Raw genomic sequence first — 25,750 nt, forward strand, 5'->3', positions numbered from 1 at the left:
TTATGACAACATTTTCTCCCGTTCTCTTAGCGTGCATTGCCTTAGCGCCGTTGCTAGGTGCAATTTTGGCGGGTCTATTTGGTACGGGCTTTTTAGGCAATTTTGTGAGCCGTCGAGGTTCACATATGGTGACGATTGCTTTAGTAGCCTTTTCTGCATTAGCCTCCGCTTACGTTCTCTACAACGTTGTTGTTAATGACGCTTACTTTAATGGTAATCTCTATACGTGGAGTATTATCGGTAAAATCGCCATTGATATTGGTTTCCTCATTGATCCTCTTAGTGCATTGATGATGGTCGTTGTGACTTCTGTATCGTTGATGGTACATATCTACACTATAGGCTATATGGTGGATGACCCGGGTTACCAACGCTTCTTTGCTTACATCTCATTGTTTACCTTCTCAATGCTGATGTTAGTGATGGGCAATAATATGCTCTTATTGTTCTTCGGTTGGGAAGCGGTAGGCTTAGTCTCTTACCTATTAATTGGCTTCTGGTATACCAAGGACACAGCGATTTTTGCCAATATGAAGGCGTTTTTGGTTAACCGTGTGGGTGACTTTGGCTTCATTTTAGGTATCGGTTTATTATTTGCCTTCTCTGGCTCAATGAAATATGACGATATTTTTGCTAAATCAGCAGAGTTAAATCAAATCATCGTATTAGGTGATTGGCATATGTTGACTTTGGCATGTATCTGCTTATTCGTGGGTGCTATGGGTAAATCAGCGCAAGTGCCTTTACATGCATGGTTACCTGATTCAATGGAAGGTCCTACACCGATTTCAGCCTTAATTCACGCAGCGACGATGGTGACTGCGGGTATCTTTATGGTATCACGTTTCTCTCCCTTATATGAGTTAGCACCAAGTGCTTTATCGCTCATTATTGTGGTGGGTGCGATTGGTGCCTTATTCTTAGGTATCTTAGGTCTTATCCAAAACGATATTAAACGTGTTGTAGCGTACTCGACCTTATCGCAATTAGGTTATATGACGGTTGCATTGGGTGCATCGGCTTACTCTGTGGCCGTATTCCACTTAATGACGCATGCGTTCTTTAAAGCCTTGTTGTTCTTAGGTGCGGGTTCGGTGATTATCGGTATGCACCATGACCAAGATATCCGTAATATGGGTGGTTTACGTAAGTATATGCCAATCACGTGGATTACGTTCTTGATTGGGACTTTATCACTTGTAGGTACACCGTTCTTCTCGGGTTTCTACTCAAAAGAGCACGTGATTGAGGCTGCACATTATTCAACTGTATGGGGATCTAGTTTTGCCTACTATGCGACGCTAATTGGTGTATTTGTGACATCGCTATACTCATTCCGTGTGTACTTCTTGGTATTCCATGGTAAAGAGCGTTTTGATACGACAGCTCATGCACATGGTCACGATGATCATGCTCATGATGACCATCATCATGGTGGTACACCGCATGAGTCTCCATGGGTAGTGACATTACCATTAGTGTTATTAGCGATTCCTTCTATTGCCGTAGGTGCGTGGGCAGTGGATGCGTTATTGTTCAAAGGTTACTTTGCTAATACCATCTTTATCGGTCCAAATAGTCCAGCAATGGCAACATTGGCTGAGCACTTCCATGGTTGGGTTGCTTATGGCGTTCATGCTTTCTCAACCTTACCATTCTGGTTGATGGTGGCTGGTTTAGTCGTCGCTTGGTATGGTTATGTTGTTAATCCAGCATTACCACCGAAGATTTATAAAGCATTATCGGGTGTAAACCGCGTTCTTGAGAATAAATACTTCGTGGATTGGATTTACGAAAATGTGTTTGCTCGCGGTGGTCGTGCTTTAGGTAAGTTCTTCTGGAATGTTGGTGATAAAGGCATTATCGAAGGTATCTTTATTGGTGGTTCAACCCGATTAGTAGGCTTGGTAGCTGCGCTTAGCCGCGTGTTCCAATCAGGTCACATCTATCATTATGCATTTGCAATGATTGTGGGTTTAATCGTATTAATTTCTTTCTTTGTATTAGGTTAAGGGCGGCGAAATGACATCTAATCTTCCTTGGCTTTCCTTATCGATTTTTGTACCGATTATTGCCGGTATTCTCGTGCTAATTTTTGGTCGTGATGAGCGAGCGGAATATACACGTAAAATGGCATTGATGGGTGCAATTGTGAGCTTTTTAGTGACATTGCCTATTATTGCAGGTTTTGATTCGACAACGGCAGAGATGCAGTTTGTTGAGAAAGCCGCATGGATTGACGCATTTAATGTGGCTTATCATTTAGGCGTTGATGGCATTAGCGTATGGTTTGTCATTTTGACTGCCTTTGTAACAGTGATTGTTGTTGTTGCAGGTTGGGAAGTCATCACGACACGAGTGGCACAATATATGGCAGCCTTTTTAATCCTTTCTGGATTAATGGTCGGTGTATTTGTGGCATTAGATGGTTTGCTTTTCTATGTATTCTTTGAGGCAACCTTAATTCCTATGTACATCATTATTGGTGTATGGGGCGGACCAAATCGTGTATATGCTGCTTTTAAGTTCTTCCTATACACATTGTTAGGTTCATTGCTCACATTAATTGCGTTTATCTACCTCTATACAAAGACAGGTACATTTGATATTGCTACATGGCAACAATTACCATTAGCCATGACACCGCAATTATTGATTTTCTTTGCCTTGTTTGCGGCATTTGCGGTGAAAGTACCTATGTGGCCAGTACATACATGGTTGCCTGATGCTCACGTTGAAGCACCAACAGGTGGTTCGATTGTGTTGGCTGCTATTATGTTAAAGCTTGGTGCATACGGTTTCTTACGTTTCTCGCTACCGATTGCCCCAGATGCTTCACAAAGTATGGCTGGTTTAATGATTGCTTTATCATTAATTGCAGTGATTTACATTGGTTTAGTGGCAATCGTTCAAGAGGATATGAAAAAACTGGTGGCTTATTCATCAGTAGCGCATATGGCTTTTGTGACATTAGGCTTTTTCATGTTCAATACAGCTGGTGTTGAAGGTGCGATTATTCAAATGATTTCACACGGTTTTGTATCGGGTGCAATGTTTATGTGTATCGGTGTGCTTTATGATCGTTTACACTCGCGTCGTATTGCTGATTATGGCGGTGTCATCAATGTTATGCCTAAGTTTGTGACTTTCTTTGTATTGTTCTCAATGGCAAATAGTGGCTTACCAGCAACGAGTGGTTTCGTAGGTGAGTTCTACGTTATTCTGGGTGCAGTGGAATACAATTTCTGGATTGGTTTATTGACTGCGACAGCATTAATTCTAGGTGCTTCTTACTCGCTATGGATGGTTAAGCGTGTTGCCTTTGGTAATATTACTAACCCAGAAGTGAAGCAAATGGATGATATTAGTAAACGTGAGTTTGCGGTATTAGCAACATTGGCGGTATTTACACTGTTTATGGGTGTGTATCCACAAGCATTTACAGATGTTATTCACGTTTCTGTACAAAACTTACTTGAGCATGTTGCTCAATCTAAACTGTAAGGTCTGGGACAATAATGGATAATCAATTTAATTTTGTACTCGCATTACCGGAAATTGTTCTTTGTATTTTAGCGACCGGTATTTTACTTGTAGAGGCATTTGCTAAGTCAAAAGATAGTGCAGTGAGCTACTCGCTTTCTTTATTGTCTTTAGTCGTTGTGACTGTGATTACTTTATTCCAATGGAATACAGGTGTTGTTGGTACAACCTTCTACGGACAGTTTACAGCAGATCCTCTTGCTCACCTTTTAAAAGCATGTTCATACTTAGCGGTATTAGCAACATTAATTTATAGCCGTCAATACTTAGTTGAGCGTCAAATGGTAAAAGGCGGTGAATACTACGCCCTAAGCCTGTTTGCTTTATTAGGTCAAATGGTGATGATTTCAGCCACAAACATGCTGACCATTTACTTGGGTTTAGAGTTAATGTCATTAGCTTTATACGCTTTGGTGGCGGTTCGTCGTGATCATCTTGGTAGTATTGAGTCTGCGATGAAATATTATGTGCTAGGTTCATTGGCTTCAGGCTTTATGTTGTACGGTATTTCTATGGTTTATGGTGCAACAGGTGAAGTTAGCCTAGCAGGTGTCGCAGCTGTATTACAAAGCGGTAAATTTGAACAAATGGCCTTTGTATTGGGTGTGGTATTCGTGGTGGCAGGTATCGCCTTTAAATTAGGTGCGGTACCATTCCATATGTGGATTCCTGACGTTTACCAAGGTGCGCCAACAGCAGTGACATTAACGATTGCGTCAGCACCTAAATTGGCTGCATTTGCGATGACATTACGTTTATTAGTAGAGGCGATGAATGCAGTGGCTATTAGCTGGCAACCGATGTTAGTGATTTTAGCTGTATTATCATTAGCGATTGGTAACCTCACGGCGATTATGCAAACTAACTTTAAACGTATGTTGGCTTATTCGACGATTTCGCATGTGGGTTTTGTTTTATTAGGTCTATTGTCAGGAGTGACGGACGGTAAGCTTGCAAGTGGTGCTTATGGTGCTTCGTTATTCTACATGGTGACTTATGTATTAACGACGTTAGTCGCATTTGGTGTGGTACTAATCCTTAGCCGTCAAGGTTTTGAGAGCGAAGAAATCAGTGATTTAGCAGGGCTAAATAAGCGCCATCCATTGTTAGCATTTGCGATTCTTATCCTTATGTTCTCATTGGCAGGTATTCCACCATTAGTGGGTTTCTATGCTAAATTAGTTGTATTGCAGGCGGCTTTAGCAGCAGGTCATGTGGTATTGACGATTGTAGCTGTATTGTTCTCACTTATTGGTGCTTTCTACTACTTACGAGTGGTAAAAACAATGTACTTTGATGAGCCTGCAGTCAATGCCCCTGTTATCGGTAACCAATTAAGCTTCCGTAGTGGTGTATTATCTGTAAATGGTTTATTGATTTTATTATTAGGTATCTTACCGGGTGGTTTATTAGCGTTATGTGTTCAAGTGATTGATGCATCGTTAAAATTCGCTCAATAATGTAAAGAAGAATTATGTATCCAGAGACATCCGTTTGGTTGATTATCGTATTGGCTGTTGTTTGTGCTAATTTACCGTTTCTCACTGAACGGATGTTTGTTTTGGCACCCGTAAAACTCAAGGGTGAGCCTGATAAATTTATGGGCTATTACCTTGGACGTGCTTTATTGTCATATTGCTTTTTAGGTACGGCATTTTATCTATTAACAGATGTCGGCCTGTCGATGAGTGCAAAGGCATTTGGTGGTGTAGCCTTTATTTTATTGCTTGCTGTTCCTGGTTTTATTTATGGTAAAACCGTTGCTTATAAAAATATGGGTATTCACTTACTTGAATTAGCTGTTTTTGCGTGTTTTGTAGTGGCAGTTGGCTTCTTTATCGAATCGTATTATGCCAATCGTTTTGTGCAAAGTTGGCAATTCTATGCCATTAGTATTTGTATCTTTCTTGTATTAGTATTTCCCGGCTTTACATGGCGTCATCTGATGCGTCATCCTCATTTACCTAAAAGTCGTTTAGAAGAATAAAGTGTTGTGGTGTTGCGGTTTAGTTAAACTTAATGCGTAGTTTAGGGTTAAATAATAGTGCAGCACCCATTCCAATCACAATCCCCCAAAATGCCGAGGCAAAACCCAACCAAGTCATACCTGATGCGGTAATGATAAAGGTCAGTAAGGCGGCTTCACGATTCTCCTTATCCTCAATGGCTATAGTAATATTGCTATAAATGGTACTGAGTAGCGCAAGTCCAGCTAAAATAGCGACGAGTGCACTTGGGAAAACAGTGAAAAGCGTTACAATGGTGCTTGCACCAAATGCTCCCAACATATACGTTAGACCATTACTAATACCAGCAATATAACGCTTATCAGGATTAGGATGACAATCTTTGCCTGTTGCAATAGCAGCACTCACGGCACCTTGTACAATTTGAACAGCTCCTGTTAAGGCAGTTAGAGCAGAAGTTGCACCCGTCACTAACATGATTGGACGTGATTTGGCCTGATGAAAACCATCAAGGCGTAAAATGGCCATTCCGGGTAGGTATTGACCGCTAAGACTTACCAGCAGTAGAGGGAGGGCAAAGCTTAATAAACTATTAAGCGTAAACTCCGGCATAATGAGTTGTGGTGTTACCCAACGCAATTCAAATTTATCGGTTTGTAATTGACCTGTGAGCAAAACATAGAGGATACCAACAATAAATACCATGAGAATATGGTAGCGAGGGACAAATCGCTTACCTAAAAGGTAGGTGCTAAGCATTAAGATAAAAAGTGTTGGCGAGACGCTAATAGTTTTAAAAGCAGAGGCACCGAATTGAAAGAGTAAGCCTGCTAGCATACCACCAGCGACACCTTGTGGAATCCAAGCCATTAGTCTATCGAATTGACCAGACAACCCTACAAGAATAATCCCGATACTGGCAATCATATAGCCACTCACCATTTCTCCGACACTAAAAGAAGGGAATAGACTAAGTAGGAGTACGGTGCCGGGTACACTCCAGCCCGTCATGATAGGGATTTTGAATTTACAGCTCAGAAATAAGGTAGTTATACCTATGCCAAAAGAAGTTCCCCAAACCCAGCTCATCAAGGTGTCATTGGATATATCAGCAAGTTGAGCGACCTGAAAGATAATTAATAAAGGGCCACAATAAGCAATGATGGCAGCTAAAATACCTGCAAGCACCGCGGTGATTGAGATATCTTTGACCATAAGTACATCCTTCGGGGATAAAAGAAGGATTGTAGAGTATTTTAGAAAGAGATTTAATTAGGGATTAAACCAATTTAGTACAGCATCTAAACCGCTATGATTAATGCTATAGGCAGCCTTTTCTTGGACGATTGGTTTGGCACGATAAGCGACGGAATAATGGGCATGTTGCATCATAAGCAAATCATTAGAACCATCACCCATAGCGATACATTGAGACGTATCTGCTCCAACTTTGGCAGCTAGTGCTTGTAGATAATTTGCTTTGGCTTGAGCATCGACAATAGACCCCAAGACACGTCCTGTTAGATAACCTTGATTGTCGATTTCTAGTGTATTCGCATGTGTTTCATAAAGACCCAATCGTTCTTTCAGTCTATTCGTAAAGAAAGTAAAACCACCCGAAACTAAGAGGGTTTTAATACCTGCTTCATGGGCTTTTTTAATTAAATGTTCTGCACCCGGATTTAAACGAAGTTTTTCTGTATAGACTTGCTCAAGCGCTGTAGCTGGTACGCCTTCTAACATGGCAACACGACGGCGGAGACTTTCTGAAAAGTCGGTGATTTCACCACGCATGGCAGCTTCAGTAATGGCAGATACTTGTTCTTTGCGACCAGCAATGGCAGCAATTTCATCAATACATTCAATATTGATAAGCGTGGAGTCCATATCCATGGCTAAGACTTTCATATTTTTCCAGTCCTGAAGACCTTGAGGGAAATAAGCAAAATCAGCACGATTATGCTGTGCCCATTGTTGAATTTCTTTTACCGTATCGCTATCAATATCGTTTAATAAGCCACTATGAGCACCTAATAAAATCAGTTGATTGGCATTCGCTAAAGCTGCGGCTTGTTCGAGTAGAGAAAGGTTTAAGCTAGGTGCTTGTAAAACGATACTGGCGTAGTTTGACATAATGGACTCGAAGGAAAATAATAGGACAAGTTTATCCTACCTATATTTTGTTATCTATCTTTTACAAAAAAGTTCTTTTAGGATAGAGGGAAATTATACAAAAGAGACTGTGGGAAAAGGAGATTATTTTGTCAAAACAGCTGAAATCTGATAACGTATATATAAATAATATATACGAGGTGTTTTCTATGACGGTTGCTAAAGTATTTTGGACAGGAAATTCACAAGCTATTCGCTTGCCCAAGGCGTTTCGCTTGAATAGTAAGACAGTACGCATTGAGCAACAAGGTAATAAGCTCATTATAGAACCTGTGATAGATGGTTGGGATTGGTTAGATGAATTAGGAACAATAGATGAAAGTTGGATTCGAAGTGTTAATGAAATGAAGCAACAAGTAGTTCCTCAGGAAAGAAATTGGGGGGATTTAGAATGAAATTCTTGATGGATACTAACGTATTAATCGCATTAATGAAGAGAAATACTAGTCTTTTAGCAAAAATGCGAATGTATACCCCAAGTGATTTTGGACTCTCAACTATTGTATTGTTCGAAATGCAATATGGGGCTGAACGTAGTCAGCGTAAAGAAGAAAATTTAGCAAAACTTGAGTTATTACCTTTTGAAAAACTGCCTTTTACAGCAGAAGATGCAAGGATAGCAGGGACAATAAAAGCATTTTTATATAATCAGGGGACACCCATAGGGGCTTACGATATTCAAATTGCAGCGCAAGCATTGTCACGACGGTTAATTTTATTAACGCATAACACAAAGGAGTTTTTACGTGTCCCCAATCTTGAAGTGGCTGATTGGATAAGTGAATGATTGCCTTACAATTGTCCCCCAGACAAGGTTTTAATCAATTGACGAATGCTATCAATACGTTGAGCAATATCAGGCATATTTTTTAATTCAATACGTAACTTATCGGGACCTTGCAAACGGATATGACGATGTTGTTGAATCAATTCAATAATTGTCACAGGGTCAATTTTATTGTCACTGGCATTAAAGACGAGTAATGCACTCTCTTCACTAATATCAATTTTAAGTAAACCAATTTTTTGTGCCATCAGACGTAGACGATGAGTCATCATGAGCATTAAGGCAGGTTCAGGCAGTTTACCAAAGCGATCGGTGAGTTCCTCTTGAATTTCCCATAAGGTACTTTCATCTTCAGCATGTGAGAGGCGTTTATAAATGGATAAACGCATATTGATATCAGGGCAATACTCATTGGGTAATAGCGCAGACGTATGTAAATTAACTTCTGTACTTAAATCAAAAGGGGATTCTAAATCAGGTTCTTTACCTTCTTTCAAGGCTTTTACAGCACGATTAAGCATATCCGCATAGAGGGTAAAACCGACTTCTTGAATATTGCCGGATTGTTGATCCCCAAGGACCTCACCTGTACCTCGGATTTCTAAGTCATGCATGGCAAGATAAAAACCAGAACCTAATTCCTCCATGGACTGAATGGCATCCAGACGCTTTTTAGCTTGCGAACTAATGGCATCATCACCGGGGGTTAGGAGATAGGCATAAGCTTGATGGTGTGAGCGACCAACGCGGCCACGTAATTGATGAAGCTGTGCCAATCCTAATTTATCGGCACGGTGCATAATGATAGTATTGGCACTCGGTACATCAATACCTGTTTCAATAATCGTGGTACAGAGTAGAATATTACAACGCTGGTGATAGAAATCTTTCATCACCGCTTCTAGTTCTCGCTCATTCATTTGACCATGGGCGACACCGATACGTGCTTCCGGAATAAGCTCTTCAAGACGTGCCTTACGGTTATAAATGGTATCAACTTCATTATGTAAAAAATAAACTTGTCCCCCACGTTTTAATTCACGTAATACAGCCTCACGAATGGTGCTATTGTCTTCACGTCGTACAAAGGTTTTAATTGCTAAGCGTTTTTGTGGTGCCGTGGCAATGACTGAAAAATCGCGAATCCCTTCTAAAGACATACTGAGTGTACGCGGGATAGGCGTGGCAGTTAGGGTCAGAATATCGACTTCAGAGCGTAGAGCTTTGAGGGCTTCTTTCTGACGTACACCAAAGCGATGCTCCTCATCGATAATGACTAAACCTAAGCGTTTAAAATTGACTTCTTTTGACAAGACTTTGTGTGTGCCAATTACCATGTCGACAGTACCGTCAGCTAAACCTTGCAGGGTTGCTGCAACTTCTTTGCTAGAGCGAAAACGCGATAGTTCAGCAATTTTGACGGGCCAATCAGCAAAACGATTACTAAAGGTTTGCGCATGTTGCTCCGCTAACAATGTGGTCGGGCAGAGCATCACGACTTGTTGTCCATTGGCAATGCATAGGAAAGCAGCACGCAGAGCAACTTCGGTTTTACCAAAACCCACATCACCACAGACGAGGCGATCCATCGGTTTATCGCTTGTCATATCATGGATAACGGCATTAATCGCTTGTGCTTGGTCAGCAGTCTCCTCAAAACCAAAGCCTTCAACAAATTGCTCATAATCTTGTAAAGGTAAATTAAAGCTAAAGCCTTGTCGTAAAGCGCGTTGAGCATAGATATGCAAAAGCTCTGCCGCAGTATCTCGCACTTGTTTAGCCGCTTTTTTACGCGCTTTTTCCCATTGTCCTGAGCCTAGTTTGTGCAAAGGAGCAGTGTCAGGGTCAGTACCTGAATAACGAGAGATAACGTGTAATTGTGAGACAGGAACATAAAGCTTACTTTCACCGGCATAGTCAATCTGTAACATTTCCACGAGGTCGCCATTGATTTCCATATGGGTAAGACCTTTATAGCGACCAATCCCATGTTGAACATGCACAATAGGATCACCTTCTTGTAGTTCAGAAAGGTCTCGCACCATGGCATCAACATCACTATGTTTTTCTTGTTGGCGACGGCGGCGGACTTGCCCGGCACTTTCTGGATAGAGGTCATTTTCGGTAAGGATAATGATATTTTTATCAAGTAAGCTAAAACCCTTTTGCAAGGGAGCAACAGCCATCGCAAAGGACTGAGGTTCCTGTAGAAAATCATTTACAGAATCCATTACCATGGAGGGACGTAATTGATTTTCTTGTAGTAGTTGTAGCAAAGTTTCTCGACGACCTGCAGAATCAGCACAAAGGAGTACTTGCCATGTATCGCTATCAATTAGTTTTTTTAAATGTTGAAAAGGATCTTCGTGTCGACGTAAGACGGAGACATTAGGTGGTTGAGCAATGGTTTCGCTAACTGTTTTAGTGTCAAAGGCTAAACGAGGGAAGTTTTTCAGAGAGTGAAAAAATTGCTCACTCGAAAGAAATAGATGGGTGGGTGCCAGAATAGGGCGCTCACGGTCACTATTTAAAAAACGGTAACGATTTTGAGTGTCCTCGCTAAAGTCAGTGATTGTTTTATCAATATCACCAATAGTAAAACTAATACTGTTCTGAGGTAAGTAATCGAAAATTGTGGCTGTTTTTTCAAAGAATAAGGGTAAGTAATATTCAATTCCTGCAAAGTTAATGCCATTACCCACGTCTTTGTAAGGTAAGGCACGCGAAGGGTCTCCCTCAAATATTTCACGAAAACGTGCACGGAATTGTTGTCGTGACTCGGCATCCATGGGAAATTCACGCCCAGGCAATAAATTGATTTCATTAACAGGATAAATACTACGTTGGGTATCGACATCAAAAGAGCGGATAGAGTCAATCTCATCATCCATTAAATCAAGACGATAAGGTAGAGCAGACCCCATTGGGAAAATATCAATAATGCTACCACGAATGCTAAATTCACCGGATGCAGTGACTTGGCTAACATGGTTGTAGTTAGCAAGCACTAACTGTTCTTTGAGTGCTTGTTCATTTAAACGCGCACCTTTTTTAAAAGAGAAGGTAAAGGCGGCTAAAAATGAGGGAGGGGCAAGACGGTAAAGTGCTGTCGTTACAGGAATCACTAAAATATCAACTTCATTATGTCGGAGTTGATTGAGTGTTTGTAATCGTTCGGAAATTAGGTCTTGATGAGGAGAAAACGTATCATAAGGTAAGGTTTCCCAATCAGGAAACTGATTGATACGTAGTGCCTTATTGAAAAGACGCATCTCTTCCGTTAAGCGTTGTGCCTCTAATGGATCAGCACAAAATAGGACGATGCATTTTTTCTCTTGTAAAGCCAATTCTGTTAACCATAGCGCATCACCAGAACCATGTGGTTTAGCAATAGAGAATTTTTGACCAACTTTTAATGCACTAGCAGGTAACTGAATTAAGCTCTTCATGACAACGAATAGTGAGTAAAAGGGTTATTGTAAATGATAACAAAAGAGTACGTGCTCAGTTTTGACAGCCAATGCTAATGGCAACAAGGTTCGCTGCACGTTTCGCGCAGTCGCTCGAACAGAGCCTCGCTGCCGCTCGCCTAACTCGCTTTGTGCATCGAAACGTCTCCGCAAACCTTGAGTGCTTGAGTTAAGATTGCTGTGCCAATGAGCACAAGACCACACGGAGAGACATTCACTCGTAGCGACATTGGAAACGGCGAAGCACTTTCCGGAGCAAGAGTGAACTGTCTGCAGTGTGGGCGGACAGCAAAACACTAATAGCAACAAGATTCGCTGCACGTTTCGCGCAGTCGCTCGAACAGAGCCTCGCTGCCGCTCGCCTAACTCGCTTTGTGCATCGAAACGTCTCCGCAAACCTTGAGTGCTTGAGTTAAGATTGCTGTGCCAATGAGCACAAGACCACACGGAGAGACATTCACTCGTAGCGATATTGGAAACGGCGAAGCACTTTCCGAAGCAAGAGTGAACTGTCTGCAGTGTGGGCGGACAGCCAATGCTAATGGCAACAAGGTTCGCTACACGTTCCGCAGTGAGGGCGATATACAGCAAGAGCGTGAGTTGTCTACGATGAGAGCGATTATTGCCACCTATAAGTCTGCTACAATAAACTTTTACTTTAGAACCTTAGAGCTATGCAAACAATGCCACAGATTACCGCGATTATTCCAGCAGGCGGCGTGGGTGAACGAGCAAAAGCAAGTTGGAATGGTATGGCTATTCCAAAACAATATCGTTTAATTAAAGATAAGGCGATGTTGCTGCATACCGTGGATGCTTTATTAGCACATCCTATGATGACATCCGTTGTGATTGGTGTGGCAGATAAAGATGATTGGATAGAAACATTAAGTCTACCCCCACAATGTATCGTTTCTCGGACAGGTGGTGCAACACGGGCAGATACGGTATTAAATACACTTATAGCGAGTGATTTAGATGATAATGCTTGGGTGATGGTGCATGACGGGGCGAGACCGGGATTGCCTTTTGCTAATTTGGATGCATTGATACAGCAATGTATTCAGGCTGATTCGGGGGGGATTCTTGCTTTGCCTGTGAGCGATACAGTCAAACGCCAGCGATCTCATCAAACTTTACCAGTCATAGAGCGAACCATTGATAGACAAGGATTGTGGTTGGCACAAACACCACAATTATTTAAAAAAGCACAATTAGAAAATGCTTTACAGCAAGCCTTGCAAGCAGGTTTTGTTGTAACAGATGAGGCAAGTGCTATCGAGTTTGTAGGGGAGTCATGTTTATTAGTGAAAGGGCATTGGAAGAACATAAAGGTGACATGGCCAGAAGATTTTGAATTAGTGGAGTATTTTTTATGATGCCGAGTTTTCGTGTAGGACAAGGATTTGATGTTCATGCTTTGGTAGAAGGGCGCCCATTAATTTTAGGGGGAGTAGCGATTCCGCATACTCATGGCTTACAAGGACATTCAGACGCAGACGCTTTACTGCATGCTATTACAGATGCTGTGTTAGGTGCAGCAGGTATGGGGGATATTGGACGGTTATTCCCAGATACCGACCCTCAATATAAAGGTGCAGATAGTCGAGTATTGCTTAGAGCGGCTTTTGATAAAGTGAAGTCTGCAGGGTGGTGCGTAGTAAATGTGGATGCGACTATTCATGCACAAGCCCCCAAGATTATGCCTTATGCACCAGCGATGGTAAGTAATATCGCGGCTGATTTACAAATTGCTGAAGATTGTGTGAATGTGAAAGGTAAGACAAATGAGTATTTAGGTTTCTTAGGTCGTAAGGAAGGGATTGCTGCTACTGTGGTTGTATTACTGAGTAAATAGAGATGAGTAATCTTATTCTGGATGTGGTGATTCCTTGCTACAACGATGAAGAAATGTTAGAACGTGCTGTGCAAAGTGCCTTACAACAAGCAGAGGTTCGTCATATTATTGTGGTAGATGATGGTTCCACCGATAGCAGCCTTTTGCTAATGAAACAATTAGCGCAACAAGATGTCCGGGTAAAAGTCTTATCAATGCCTGTGAATGGGGGAGCTGCACGTGCTCGTAATTGGGGGGCTATGCAAAGTGATGCTGACCTGATTGCTTTTTTAGATGCCGATGATGAGTATGAGACAGGTGCATTGAGTGCGGCTTACATGATTTTTCAGCAATATTTGTATATCAGTTTAGTGCGTTTAAAGCTACGTCCTGTGAGTTTACCTAGTCATTATCAGTATCATCAAGGATTCCCTCGAATTTGGCAAACCTTAGAAATGACGGTAGGAGGGAATATGGTTTTTCGTCGTAATGCTTTTATGGCAGCAGGGGGGTTCCCACAGCATGAGCTATTTCGTCGTCTTGGTGGAGAGGACGGTGCATTGGGTATTGCCTTTACGCGTTGTACCGTGGTGGGAACTTTATTTGGTGAGCATGAACCAGGCGTTAAACATCTTTGTCACCCCAAAGCGCATGCTTGGCACTTATTAGACACGGCCTTATTTGGTAAAGAAGAAAAACGGGTTAGTGCAGAGGACTTAGCGGCAGCAGAAGAGGTAACGGCTTCTATTGTGAAAAGACTTCAAGGACTTCAAGCAGTTTTGAATATTGAAAAAGCTGGTATTATGCCATTTTATCCAGAAAGGTCTTAAAAAACAGGCTTATTGAGTCAGTGCATACTGAGGGCCATAAAAAACGCCCTTCACCGCAGAGCAAAATACCTGTGCAGTGAGGGCGTGTTGTTATCAATGTAACGTTAATGAGGCGCTACATCAACCATTATTTACCTTGAGCAGCGAGCACTTGTGCTGCGGCATTAACGACAGAAGCAATACGACCGACGTCTTGCAATTGTTCGATAGTTAAACCAGCAGCTTTGGCGTTGTCATAGTGAGATTTTACGCAGAAATGACATTTCCCTACGATAGATGCCGCTAAACCAAAAATCTCAAAACGTGCTTTATCAACACCACCATGAGTGGCATATGCATTCATACGTAGCTTTGCTGGCAATGTACGTAATTGGTCATCCCCCGCCATTTCAGTATATGGGTAATACACGTTGTTCATACCCATTAAAGCAGCGGCAGTTAAAACGCCATTGACATCTTCTTCGCTTAGACCAGATTTAAATTGCTCAATTAAGAATGTGCTTTTTGCAGCATAAGCAGCAGCTAAAGCGACACCCACTGCATCCGCTGCAGATAAAGAAGAGCGAGCAATCGTGCCATCTAAATTTAAACGAATATCTTTTGCCCAGTCAGGGATTTCATTTTTAATAACAGATAAAAATTCCATAATATATTTCCTAGAGATGTTTTGTGATTAATAGGATAAGGGGGAGCCCAATAACCATTAGATACAAAAATGGCCCAGCATATAGCTGAGCCACTCAGCACTATCTTAAGAAATAGTGCTTTTGTTGTGCTATATGTTTGTCAATCAAACAATTATAAAGTTGCACCACCAGCTGCACGGTTGCATGGGCATAATTCGTCAGTTTGTAGACCATCTAAAATACGTAAGATTTCTTCTGGGTTACGACCAACGTTTAAGTTGTTTACAGAAACGTGTTGGATAACGTTATCTGGGTCAACGATAAATGTCGCACGTAGAGCAACACCAGCTGCCTTTTCACGTACACCTAATTGGTCGATTAAAGAACCTGTTGTATCTGCAAATTGGTAGTGACCTAAACGATCTAAGTCTTTGTGGTCACGACGCCATGCTAATTTACAAAACTCATTATCTACTGAACCGCCTAATAGTACAGCTTCGCGGTCTTCGAAGTCTTTAGCTAAGTTGTTGAAACCAACGATTTCTGTTGGGCAAACAAAAGTGAAATCTTTTGGATAAAAGTAAATAACTTTCCATTTGCCTGGGAATGAGCTTTCTGTGATGTCTTCGAAAGCTGATACACCGTTTTCTTCGTGGTTGTTGAAACCAGGTTTAACACCAACTACTTTAAACGCTTCTAATTTTTCACCAACTGTTTTCATCTTTAAGTCCTTTTAAGTTAACTAAGGGGATAAGTCGTTATGACTTAACTAAACCATAACGATATTCTAAAACTATTAAATTTTTTCGTCTAATTGAATATTTTTATTGTCATATAAGGAAATTTCTATCCTACACAATAAACCTCTAGGCTTATTAGGTAAAAGCTTGAGGCGAGCACCTACTGGTTTAAGTAAACGCTCACAAATAGCTAAACCTAATCCTGAGCCACTCACACCGGTTCGAGCTTGTTCACCGCGAGAGAATGGGCGCATAATACGAGGAATATCCTCTTCGTTGACACCTTTACCGTAATCACTAACATCAATATAGATATTGCCATGGTGACGATAAGCTTTTAGATCTATTTCAATTTGCTCATTTTCATTTTTGCCGTAACGACGAGCATTTTCAATAAGATTGCCAACGACACGTTTTAAATTGCCTTCAACAATACGAGCAAACAGATTGTTTTCTATATGATAGCGTAACTTGCCATTAAGTTCAGCGGTATAAGCAGACTCCAAACGGCAGAGATTTTCTAATGTTGTACTGATATTGATTAAGGAGGCTTTTTCTGCAGTCGGGCGAGAGTATTCCAAGATTTGATTGATACAGTGATTGACTTGTTCTAAATCCTGATCGATGGCTTGCATGGACTCTTCAGGAATATTCGACATTTCTAGTTCTAAGCGCATACGAGCAAGTGGTGTGCGCAAATCATGAGAAATACCCGCTAGCATCACTTGACGGTCACTGTCTAATTGTAAGCGATCAGATACCATGGTATTAATATCACGAAAGAGCGTTCTTAGCTCTTGTGGACCAGAGTCTTCAGGTAGGGGAACTGGCTTTTCTCCGCGTGATAATGTGTGAACTGTTTGAGAAAGTTGTCCTAGTGGTTTATTTGCAAGAAAGGCGGCAATACTAGAGCCAAGCACAGAGAGTGCCAGAATGATAAGGCTCCAATAAATCCATTCGCTTTTAATATCTGTAAAAATGGGTGGATTCCGAATCATGAGCCAGTACTCTTGATTATTGAGGGTTCGGAGGCTTAACCAAATACCTTCTACATTGTTAACTGAGCTAGCAATAATTAAATCTGGGTCATGCAATAAGGTTCCCCTGACTTTGCTAGAAACAAGGTTCCAAAAGGTGTCATCAGGTAAGGGTTTGTAATTATCACCAGATTCTTTTGGATAGGCTTGGGTATCACCGATTGAGGCTAATTCAAGAATAAGAGCAGGATGTGTTTCGAGAGGAGCGAAGCGAAATGCACGTTGGGTGATGTGATAAGCCGTAATTGCGCGTTCAGCGATTTGAGTTGCTCTAGGCTCTAGTTGCGCAAATAAGAAGGCAAAAACGAAAGCTGAGAGGCTGACGACCAGTAGAGCGAATAATGTTAAAAAGGCTCTACCAAATACACCCAGCCTCAACCGACTCATTAAATCTCTAAAAGGCGTCAAGAGTTTTTTCACTGAGAGTCGATTTATCCGCAAAATTATTGTCCAGCGTCTGCATCAGGAACAAACACATAACCCAAGCCCCATACTGTTTGAATGTAGATAGGCTTAGCAGGATTAGGTTCTAATAATTTGCGTAAACGTGAAATTTGAACGTCTAAACTACGGTCAAATGCTTCGTATTCACGGCCACGTGCAAGCTCCATGAGCTTGTCGCGCGACATGGGCTCACGAGGGTTACGAGCAAAGACTTTAAGAACAGAGAATTCACCCGTTGTAATAGGAATAATCTCTCCCTTTTTAGTGAGCGTACGAGTCGATAAGTTAAGGGTATAAGGCCCAAAATTAATTAATTCAGTCTCATGGCTTGGCGCACCAGGATGTTCTTCAACTTGACGACGACGTAAAATAGCATTGATACGTGCGAGTAGTTCACGAGGATTAAATGGCTTCGTGAGGTAGTCATCTGCACCCATTTCGAGACCGAGAATACGATCAATATCCTCTGATTTTGCTGTCAGCATAATCACAGGCGTCATATCATTAGCACCACGAATACGACGACAGATAGAAAGACCGTCTTCACCGGGAAGCATCAAGTCAAGAATATATAAATCAAAATTTTCGCGCTGAGTGGCTTTCACCATCTCTTTGCCATCTTCAGCAACGTGCACCGTGAATCCTTGCTCTGAGAGATAGCGACGTAGCAAATCACGAAGACGAGGGTCATCGTCGATAACAAGAATTTTGCGCGGTAAAGCAGCACCTGTTGTTTGCATAGTAGTAGGCATTCCTTTAAGGGCTAAAACGATTATTTTAAATAATATGTAACAACTAACAATGTTATCAGAAAAAAAGAATTATTTTGTTGCAATATGCAAAAAAATTAAAAGAAGTAATTATCTGACATTTTAGGATAAGAATAGATGTGCAGCTACTCAGTCTTGTTAAAATAGGCACAGATTAAATTGTGTGAAGAGTGTAATATGGTCAATTTTATTGCAATTGAAAATGCGTCTAATGGAGCGAGCGTAGCGCTTTTGCAGGATAATTCAGGTGTGCAGACAGTAAAACTTCAAATTTCAACTAATGAAGGTAAAAATGCAGAGCAAGTTTTACCGTTATTAGACACTCTATTAGCCGATGCAAAATTGACCAAAACAGATATTCATGGCGTTGCTTTTTCTCAGGGACCGGGTGGATTTACTGGGTTGCGAGTGGCTTGCGGTCTAGCTCAGGGTTTAGCATTAGGTTTACAGATTCCTGTTGTGCCAGTGAGTTCTTTGGAGGCGAGTGCGGTTTTATCACAAGCTTATATTGATAATGGTTTTATCGTTGTCGCCTTGGATGCCCGCATGCAAGAGGTGTATCTTGCTGTTTATCAAGTAAAAAATAGTGAATTGAAGTCTATTCCTGTATTATCACCTGTATTAATGCAATCACAAGATGTGATGGCGTGGGTGCAAGAACAATTGCCTAGATGGTGTTTAGTATCGGGTCAGTCTTTATCAACAGCGCAGTATTGTATAGCGGGTAATGCATTGAGTGCCTATCCAGAAGATTTTGTCTTACCAAATACACAGTGGGTGGTTGGTGAGACAGCTTGGGCTCATGCTGATACTTTAGTCAGTATAGCTTATAAAAAGTTCCAGAAAGAGGGGGGAGCGTCTTTGGAGGCGTTAGCACCCTTGTATTTACGAGATAAAGTGGCTTTTACCACCGTTGAACGGGAGTCAGGACTAGGGGGGAATCCAAAGATTGCTTTACCGATATTAAATCCTCTTGAAGTAGCACAAAATACATTGGCGACTCAATTGCTTGAGAGGTCGTTATGGATTCGACCGTTGCGCAATAGTGATTTGCCTGCAGTTATAGCGATTGAGAATGTTGCGCATCACACGCCTTGGACAGAGGGGATGTTTTTTGCGGCCCTAATGCATATCCACTATCATAATTGGGCACTTGTAGATGAGCAAGACAATATTCTTGCTTATGCCGTACAGTTGGTAGAACCAGATGTGGTGAATTTGATGACTATTGCGGTAGCACCAAGTCTACAAGGTCAGGGTTTTGGTGAACTATTGCTACGATGGCTAGAGCTGTTTATTATGGGTCGTTCACAAGGTCCTTATGTGCAACTACTGGAAGTTCGTGTTTCTAACGAAAAAGCCCGTTCTCTATATAGCAAACTGGGCTATGAGCAAATTGGTGTTCGCAAAGCGTATTATGAAACTGACGGTGGTAGAGAGGATGCCTTGGTATTACAAAAAGATGTTAGTCTGAATAAAGGAGCATAGAGGTAATGACACCGCAAATTCCTCTTTCAGAAGTACAAACATTATGGTTAAAAGAATTGGGTATCTCCATGCTTTGGGGGCAGGCCTTAGTGCCTTACGAACCAGAGATAGCTCAGTCAGCCTCAGAGCCCTCCTTTCAAGTCGTTCAAGAGGATAGTGCGTCATCCTCTAATAATAATGCTGTTGCTTTAATTAAGCGTAGCTCTCCAGAGGGCAAGACAAAAGCAGGTCGTGTTAGCCGCAAGCAAGAACAAGCTATCCAAGAGATTTATCAAGGATTTCAAAAACAACGAAATCGTCAGCGTCGTGCTCAATCTGAAGTTACCTCAATTCCGGTGGTTCATGCGCAGAACTGGACAGACTTGGAAATAGAAATACGTCACCAATACAAGCAGTGGCAATGGGTGAATGATGAGAAAGAGGTCTTGATTGGACAGGAGGGTAAATCGCCGCTTGATTTATTGATTATAGAAGAAATGCCCGGCGCAGATGATTATGTTGAGGGGACTGTTTTTTCTGGTGAGACAGGCGTATTGCTTGCGAATATCTTGGCACCACTAGGGATTAGCAAAGAGGATGTTGCGATAACTAGCCTATTAAAAATACATCTTCGAGACGAAACATTGCCTAGTCAATATGAGCAAGCTTTACCTTATTTACAAGCACAAATTGCATTGCTTAAGCCAAAGTGCATTTGGTTATTGGGGGCAAGAGCGGCGCAACCGATTTTGAAACAAGAGAATGGGAGTATGGATGTCTTACGAGGTCAAGAGTGGTTTTATCCGCTGAGTGATGATATTCAAATTCCTGTGGTGGTGAGCCATCATCCGAGTTTGTTGCTGATTCATCAGGGATTAAAAGCGGATATGTGGGAAGATGTACAGAAAATTAATGCATATTTGAGTGAGTAGGATTTAATTTTCTGATGTGAGATGGTGTTAAATTTAAAAAATACGGGATAAAAAGCTACTTATAACCTAATGAAGAGTATAAGTAGCTTTTTGTATTTTAGACGTGTTGTGCCTTGCCGTGGCTAGTATCGCCAATTTCCTCAAAAGCTTGAGGATATTTTTTCTCATTGTGTTTGCACAATAAAATCACGACAAACATTAGCACAGCCACACTCACACCAAAGATGATAATGATAGTATTAATGTGTAGGTCGAGATGGACCAGTAAGCCGTATAAGGCGACCATTAAAAGAATATTTAATTGTTCATTAAAATTCTGCACAGCAATTGAGTGTCCAGCTGAGAGTAGCACATGACCACGGTGTTGTAGTAGGGCATTCATGGGTACCACAAAGAATCCAGATAAACCACCCACCAGAATTAATACAGAGTACACTGCCCAAGGTTCTTTAACAACCACCATTAACATGACACAAAGTCCCATCGCAACACCGACAGGCAGAACAGAAAGGGCTTTTTCAAGCGGAATACGTCCAGCAAGCACAGCACCGATAATTGTCCCGATGGCAGCAACACCCATTAAATAAGCAGATGACGATACATCAAGACCTAGGTGATCCGTTCCCCATTTGAGTACCACCAGTTGGATAACAGCACCAGCGCCCCAGAATAAAGTGGTAACAGCTAAAGAGATTTGTCCGACCTTATCACGCCACAAAATCATCACATATTTAGAGAATACGCGGACGAGTTTTACAGGATTAGTTGCTTGTTTGGGATAAACAAAGTGTGTTTTAGGAATGAGTAAGTTGCAAACAGCCGCCGCAAGGTAAATAAAACCAATAATGATAATGGCGATTTCTGCGGGTGTTTCTTTGAAAGGCTGGAAGGCATCAAATTGTAAAAACCAATTGATTACGTTTTGATTAATTAAGATGCCGCCTAAAACAAAACCAAAAATAATAGAGAGGACGGTCAATCCTTCAATCCAACTATTGCCTTTGACTAAGTCTTTGGGAGGGAGTAACTCGGTCACAATACCGTATTTAGCAGGTGAATAGGCAGCAGCACCAATACCTACAAGACCATAGGCAATACAGATAATATAGGTTTGTAATTGGGGGTTATCATTGGCAAATATCCCCGATATAAACATCAAGAGGCAACCGGTAATTTTGATTGAGTTGGTGACAAACATCACTCGACCTTTGGGGAAAGAGTCAGCAATAGCCCCCACAAAGGCAGCCAAAATAACATAGGATGCGGCAAATGCCCACTTAAGTAGTGAGTCTAACCAGTCAGGACCTGAGAGTTGATGAATTAAAGCAATAGCGGCGATGAACAGAGCATTATCGGCAAGCGACGATAATGCTTGTGCAGTCATAACTGTAAAAAAACCTTTTTTCAAAACATCCTCATCTTGGTAGCAAATTGATATGCATATCGTGAGTCACCTGACAGAATATAAAATTTGTTGGTGAAGGTGACTTTTCTTAACCTTATTCTTTGATAAGCTAGGTTATTATATTGTTTTTTAGATTGCTTAGTAATTAGTTTCTAACGGTTTGTTGAATTCTTGTTCTGTTTTGATGGTTTATTGTGCGTTTAACTCAAATTAAATTATCTGGCTTCAAATCATTTGTAGACTCAACGGTTATCCCAGTACCGAGTCAGTTGGTAGGGGTTGTGGGTCCCAACGGTTGTGGTAAGTCTAATATTATTGATGCGGTGCGATGGGTATTGGGTGAGACCAAGGCATCAGAGCTTCGTGGTGAGTCAATGCAGGACGTTATTTTTAACGGTTCTGGTACACGTAAGCCAGCGGGTCGTGCAGCCGTTGAGTTGGTTTTTGATAATTCCGAAGGCCGTGCCGTTGGACAATGGAGTGTCTATGCGGAAATTGCCGTCCGTCGTGTTTTAACAAGAGACGGGACAAGTAGTTACTTTATTAATAATCAACAAGTCCGTCGTCGAGATGTTCATGATATTTTCTTGGGGACTGGTCTTGGTGCGAGAGGTTATGCGATTATTGGTCAAGGGATGATTAATCGTTTGATTGAGGCAAAGCCTGAGGAATTGCGTGTCTATCTGGAGGAAGCTGCGGGTGTCTCTCGTTATAAAGAGCGTCGTCGAGAGACAGAAAATCGTCTTTCCGATACAAGAGAGAATCTTTTGCGTGTCGAAGACATTCAAAGTGAATTAGAAAAGCAACTTAGCAAATTAGAAAGTCAAGCGGAGGTAGCGACACGTTATCGTAGTTTGCAAGCAGAAGGTGATAAAAAACAATTTGCGCTCTGGTTAAACCGTGAGGAAAATGCGTTACAAGAGCAGCAACGTAAAAATGCAGAAATTGAAGCGGCCCAAACGGAGTTAGAAGGCTCTACAGCTGAGTTACGTGCTATTGAGAACGAAGTAGAATCTCGCCGGCAAGCACATTATCAAGCGAGTGACCTTGTACATAAAGCACAGACACATTTTTATGAAGCCAATACCCAAGTCAGTCGTTTAGAAGCAGAGATTCGACATGTGGTGGATTCTCGACAACGCTTAGGAGCTCGTCGCACGCAACTTAATGAAAAGATAGAAGAGTGGTTAGAACAATTTAAGCATTGCGAAGAGCAGATTGTTCTTGTCGAAGAAGAATTAGCCATGGGTGTTGAGCGTCTAGAGGAGGCTAAATTACGAGAAGAAGAATTACGTACCCAGTTGCCTGATTTAGAAACTCAATTAAAAGCTGCAGCACAAGAACGCGAGCAGATGCGAATTGCTTTATCAGCGATTGAACAGAATTTGGCGTTGCTTGGGCAACAACAGCAAGAGGCTAATCGTCAATTGCAATCTTTAGAAGTGCGTAAAGAGCGCTTAGAAAAAGAAAAACGAGAGTTAGATGCACCAGATACGGAGCGTTTGAATCAATTAGCAGAAGAACGTGAAGTGGCTCAAGAAAATGTCGCCGTTGCACAAGAGCGCTTATTAGAAATTGAAGAAAAGTTGCCGGGCGCAGAAGAGCTTCGTCGTGCAGCACAAGTACGTTCACAAGAAGAGTCTCAACACTTAAGTAAATTAGAGGCTCGATTAAGTGCATTGGTAGCTTTGCAAGAAGATGTGCAGTCAAAGGGTGCTTTAGAGCCTTGGTTGCAAAAGCATGATCTTAATCGTTTTTCGCGATTATGGCAGTCTATTCATGTTGAGCAGGGTTGGGAAACAGCGTTAGAGTCGGTATTACGTGAGCGTATGACGGCTTTGCAGGTACATCAATTAGAGATGGTGGCAGGGTTTGCTTATGATGCTCCGCCAGCACGCTTAGCCTTTTATAGTAAACCAAGTGCAGTGCCTCTACCAGCGACACCCGTAGGATTGACTTCTTTATTGAGTTTGGTGCGAGTAAATGATCCAGACTTAAAGTCTTTATTAGCACAATGGTTAGACGGTGTTTATATTGTCGAAGACTTACAAACTGCCGTTAAAATGCGCAACCAACTGAAAGAGGGCACCCATTTTGTTGTTAAGCAAGGGCATATGGTAGATGCTTATGGGGTATATTTCTATGCAGCAGATTCAGAGCAAGCTGGAATGTTGGCGCGTCAGCAAGAAATCGAGAATCTGCAAAAAGAAATTCGTGCCGCCCAATTAAAAGCCGATCAATCCATTGACGAAGTGGTGCGTGCAGAGCAAGCGTATCAACATATTGTGTCAATGTTAGCCCCAGCACGCCAACAGGTATCCGATACAACACGTCGTGCACATGATGTTCAATTGGCGTATACACAGATGCAAAGTCGTGTGGAGCAATCCAATACCTTGACTAAACGCTTGAATGAAGATTTAGCGGATACCCAAGCACAGATAGAAGAATTAAATATCATGCTCGCTGAGTGCGAAGAAAAGTTTGAACAACTTGATATGCGTTTAGGTGATGAGCAAACACGTTACGCAGAAGCACAAATGCAAGGTGAGGATATTGACGGTCAAGCAGAGTCTTTAAAAGAACAGATTCGTGAGGCAGAACGTCAGGTACAAGAAGTTGGCTTTAGTCAGCGTGGGTTGCAATCTCGTCTTGAGGAGTTAAAGCGTAATCGTCAATTGTCAAAAAGCCAAGCAGATCAGGCTAAATTTGAATTAGAAAATCTAAATGCAGAACTCTTTGAGTTTGATGAAGAGGCGACACGTAGCGGTTTAGAAGACGCTTTACAAGTACAAGCAGAAAAGCAAGCGGCCTTAAATGAAGCTCGTATTCATTTGGATAATCTTGAGGCAAGTCTAAGAGAAAGTGATGAGCGTCGTTTGAGTATTGAGCACTCTCTAGAGCCACGTCGCGCTAAAATTATGCAATTACAGTTGGATGCTCAAGCCGCTCGTTTAGCTGTGGAACAATTCTCTGAGCAATTAAATCTACAAGAGGTTGACCGTGATGCCTTACGTGCAGAAATGCGTGAGTTAGGTGAGAATTGGCAGAAAGTAACTTGGTTGCAGAGCGAAGTTCAGCGTATTTCTCGCCAGATAGAGGCATTGGGTCCTGTCAATTTAGCAGCGTTAGATGAGCTTAATGAGGCCAAAACACGGAAAGAATTCTTGGATAATCAACATCGTGATTTAAGTGAGGCCATTCATACCTTAGAAGAGGCTATTCGTAAGATTGATCGCGAAACACGAGAGTTATTGCAAGATACTTTTGATAAGGTCAATGCGCATTTTGGTGAAATGTTCCCCCGCTTATTTGGTGGTGGTGAAGCGAAATTGCGGATGACGGGTGATGAAATTTTAGATGCAGGTGTGCAGGTCATGGCACAACCACCGGGTAAACGCAACAGTACGATTCATTTATTATCGGGTGGAGAAAAAGCCCTCACAGCGACAGCATTAGTGTTCGCCTTATTTAAGTTAAATCCAGCACCATTCTGCCTATTAGACGAAGTGGATGCACCATTGGATGATGCTAATACCGAGCGATATGCGAATTTAGTTTCGAGTATGAGCGACCAAACACAGTTTTTATTTATTTCTCATAATAAAATTGCAATGCAAATGGCAAAACAATTAGTTGGGGTTACCATGCAAGAGCAAGGGGTGTCTCGAATTGTGGCAGTAGATATTGATTCTGCTGTTAAACTAATGGGTGATGCGTAAT

General features: G+C 41.7%; 20 protein-coding genes. 12 read left to right on the forward strand and 8 right to left on the reverse strand.

The features are described from left to right. Positions 1-2: 2 nt before the first annotated feature. Genes nuoL through HKX39_RS02515 form a run of 4 tightly spaced genes read left to right on the forward strand, consistent with a single transcriptional unit; the run spans position 3 to position 5,530 of the window. Complete coding sequence (gene nuoL / locus HKX39_RS02500; RefSeq protein ID WP_171679722.1) at positions 3-2,012, forward strand: NADH-quinone oxidoreductase subunit L; 2,010 nt, start codon at positions 3-5, stop codon at positions 2,010-2,012. 10 nt (positions 2,013-2,022) lie between these two features. Then, positions 2,023-3,504, forward strand: coding sequence for an NADH-quinone oxidoreductase subunit M (locus tag HKX39_RS02505; RefSeq protein WP_171679723.1), 1,482 nt, complete (start codon positions 2,023-2,025; stop codon positions 3,502-3,504). 14 nt (positions 3,505-3,518) lie between these two features. After that, positions 3,519-5,003, forward strand: a complete 1,485-nt coding sequence (gene nuoN / locus HKX39_RS02510; protein ID WP_171679724.1) for an NADH-quinone oxidoreductase subunit NuoN — start codon at positions 3,519-3,521, stop codon at positions 5,001-5,003. 14 nt (positions 5,004-5,017) lie between these two features. Next, positions 5,018-5,530 carry a DUF2818 family protein gene (locus HKX39_RS02515; protein ID WP_171679725.1) on the forward strand — a complete coding sequence of 171 codons (513 nt, stop codon included), beginning with the start codon at positions 5,018-5,020 and terminating at the stop codon, positions 5,528-5,530. Positions 5,531-5,549: 19 nt separating this feature from the next. On the opposite strand, the gene HKX39_RS02520 is transcribed toward HKX39_RS02515, so the two are convergent. Beyond that, on the reverse strand, positions 5,550-6,725 hold the full coding sequence (locus tag HKX39_RS02520) for a benzoate/H(+) symporter BenE family transporter (protein WP_171679726.1): 1,176 nt from the start codon (positions 6,723-6,725) through the stop codon (positions 5,550-5,552). Positions 6,726-6,782: 57 nt separating this feature from the next. Further along, complete coding sequence (gene serB, locus HKX39_RS02525; protein WP_171679727.1) at positions 6,783-7,643, reverse strand: phosphoserine phosphatase SerB; 861 nt, start codon at positions 7,641-7,643, stop codon at positions 6,783-6,785. A gap of 128 nt (positions 7,644-7,771) precedes the next feature. Between serB and HKX39_RS02530 the strand changes: the two genes are divergently transcribed. Together HKX39_RS02530 and HKX39_RS02535 are read left to right on the forward strand one after the other, a co-directional pair. After that, positions 7,772-8,077: an antitoxin gene (locus HKX39_RS02530; RefSeq protein WP_246225971.1), complete on the forward strand. Its 306-nt coding sequence runs from the start codon at positions 7,772-7,774 to the stop codon at positions 8,075-8,077. Positions 8,078-8,085: 8 nt separating this feature from the next. Then, on the forward strand, positions 8,086-8,469 hold the full coding sequence (locus HKX39_RS02535; RefSeq protein WP_246225973.1) for a type II toxin-antitoxin system VapC family toxin: 384 nt from the start codon (positions 8,086-8,088) through the stop codon (positions 8,467-8,469). Between the two features lie 5 nt (positions 8,470-8,474). On the opposite strand, the gene mfd is transcribed toward HKX39_RS02535, so the two are convergent. After that, complete coding sequence (gene mfd, locus HKX39_RS02540) at positions 8,475-11,918, reverse strand: transcription-repair coupling factor (RefSeq protein ID WP_171679729.1); 3,444 nt, start codon at positions 11,916-11,918, stop codon at positions 8,475-8,477. Positions 11,919-12,613: 695 nt separating this feature from the next. Between mfd and ispD the strand changes: the two genes are divergently transcribed. From ispD to HKX39_RS02555, 3 genes are read left to right on the forward strand one after another with little or no spacing between them, the layout of a single operon-like run. Beyond that, entirely contained in the window at positions 12,614-13,318 is a 705-nt protein-coding gene (gene ispD / locus HKX39_RS02545; protein ID WP_171679730.1) for a 2-C-methyl-D-erythritol 4-phosphate cytidylyltransferase, read from the forward strand. Next, positions 13,315-13,797, forward strand: a complete 483-nt coding sequence (gene ispF, locus HKX39_RS02550) for a 2-C-methyl-D-erythritol 2,4-cyclodiphosphate synthase (RefSeq protein WP_171679731.1) — start codon at positions 13,315-13,317, stop codon at positions 13,795-13,797. The genes ispD and ispF overlap by 4 nt, the downstream gene beginning before the upstream one ends. A 2-nt stretch (positions 13,798-13,799) precedes the next feature. Next, complete coding sequence (locus tag HKX39_RS02555) at positions 13,800-14,606, forward strand: glycosyltransferase family 2 protein (protein WP_171679732.1); 807 nt, start codon at positions 13,800-13,802, stop codon at positions 14,604-14,606. Positions 14,607-14,733: 127 nt separating this feature from the next. Here HKX39_RS02555 and HKX39_RS02560 read toward each other — a convergent pair whose 3' ends face one another. The 4 genes from HKX39_RS02560 to ompR form a co-directional block, all read right to left on the reverse strand. Beyond that, positions 14,734-15,252 (reverse strand): carboxymuconolactone decarboxylase family protein, encoded by a 519-nt coding sequence (locus HKX39_RS02560; protein ID WP_171679733.1) that lies wholly within the window; start codon positions 15,250-15,252, stop codon positions 14,734-14,736. Positions 15,253-15,404: 152 nt separating this feature from the next. Beyond that, positions 15,405-15,953, reverse strand: a complete 549-nt coding sequence (locus HKX39_RS02565) for a peroxiredoxin (protein ID WP_171679734.1) — start codon at positions 15,951-15,953, stop codon at positions 15,405-15,407. Positions 15,954-16,028: 75 nt separating this feature from the next. Beyond that, positions 16,029-17,396 (reverse strand): ATP-binding protein, encoded by a 1,368-nt coding sequence (locus tag HKX39_RS02570; protein WP_171679735.1) that lies wholly within the window; start codon positions 17,394-17,396, stop codon positions 16,029-16,031. Positions 17,397-17,452: 56 nt separating this feature from the next. Next, the gene (gene ompR, locus HKX39_RS02575; RefSeq protein ID WP_171679736.1) at positions 17,453-18,193 is read right to left on the reverse strand and encodes an osmolarity response regulator transcription factor OmpR; all 741 of its coding nucleotides are present in this window, start codon (positions 18,191-18,193) and stop codon (positions 17,453-17,455) included. Positions 18,194-18,400: 207 nt separating this feature from the next. On the opposite strand from ompR, the gene tsaB reads away from it, so the two are divergent. Together tsaB and HKX39_RS02585 are read left to right on the forward strand one after the other, a co-directional pair. Continuing rightward, entirely contained in the window at positions 18,401-19,711 is a 1,311-nt protein-coding gene (gene tsaB / locus HKX39_RS02580) for a tRNA (adenosine(37)-N6)-threonylcarbamoyltransferase complex dimerization subunit type 1 TsaB (RefSeq protein WP_171679737.1), read from the forward strand. Positions 19,712-19,716: 5 nt separating this feature from the next. Beyond that, on the forward strand, positions 19,717-20,622 hold the full coding sequence (locus tag HKX39_RS02585) for a uracil-DNA glycosylase (RefSeq protein WP_171679738.1): 906 nt from the start codon (positions 19,717-19,719) through the stop codon (positions 20,620-20,622). Positions 20,623-20,719: 97 nt separating this feature from the next. Here HKX39_RS02585 and lplT read toward each other — a convergent pair whose 3' ends face one another. Further along, positions 20,720-22,030, reverse strand: coding sequence for a lysophospholipid transporter LplT (lplT, locus tag HKX39_RS02590; protein ID WP_171679739.1), 1,311 nt, complete (start codon positions 22,028-22,030; stop codon positions 20,720-20,722). Between the two features lie 191 nt (positions 22,031-22,221). Between lplT and smc the strand changes: the two genes are divergently transcribed. Next, positions 22,222-25,749, forward strand: a complete 3,528-nt coding sequence (smc, locus tag HKX39_RS02595; protein ID WP_171679740.1) for a chromosome segregation protein SMC — start codon at positions 22,222-22,224, stop codon at positions 25,747-25,749. Position 25,750: the final 1 nt, after the last annotated feature.

Origin of the sequence: Pelistega suis (assembly GCF_013133795.1) — a bacterium.
Taxonomy (GTDB): Bacteria; Pseudomonadota; Gammaproteobacteria; order Burkholderiales; family Burkholderiaceae_B; genus Taylorella; species Taylorella suis.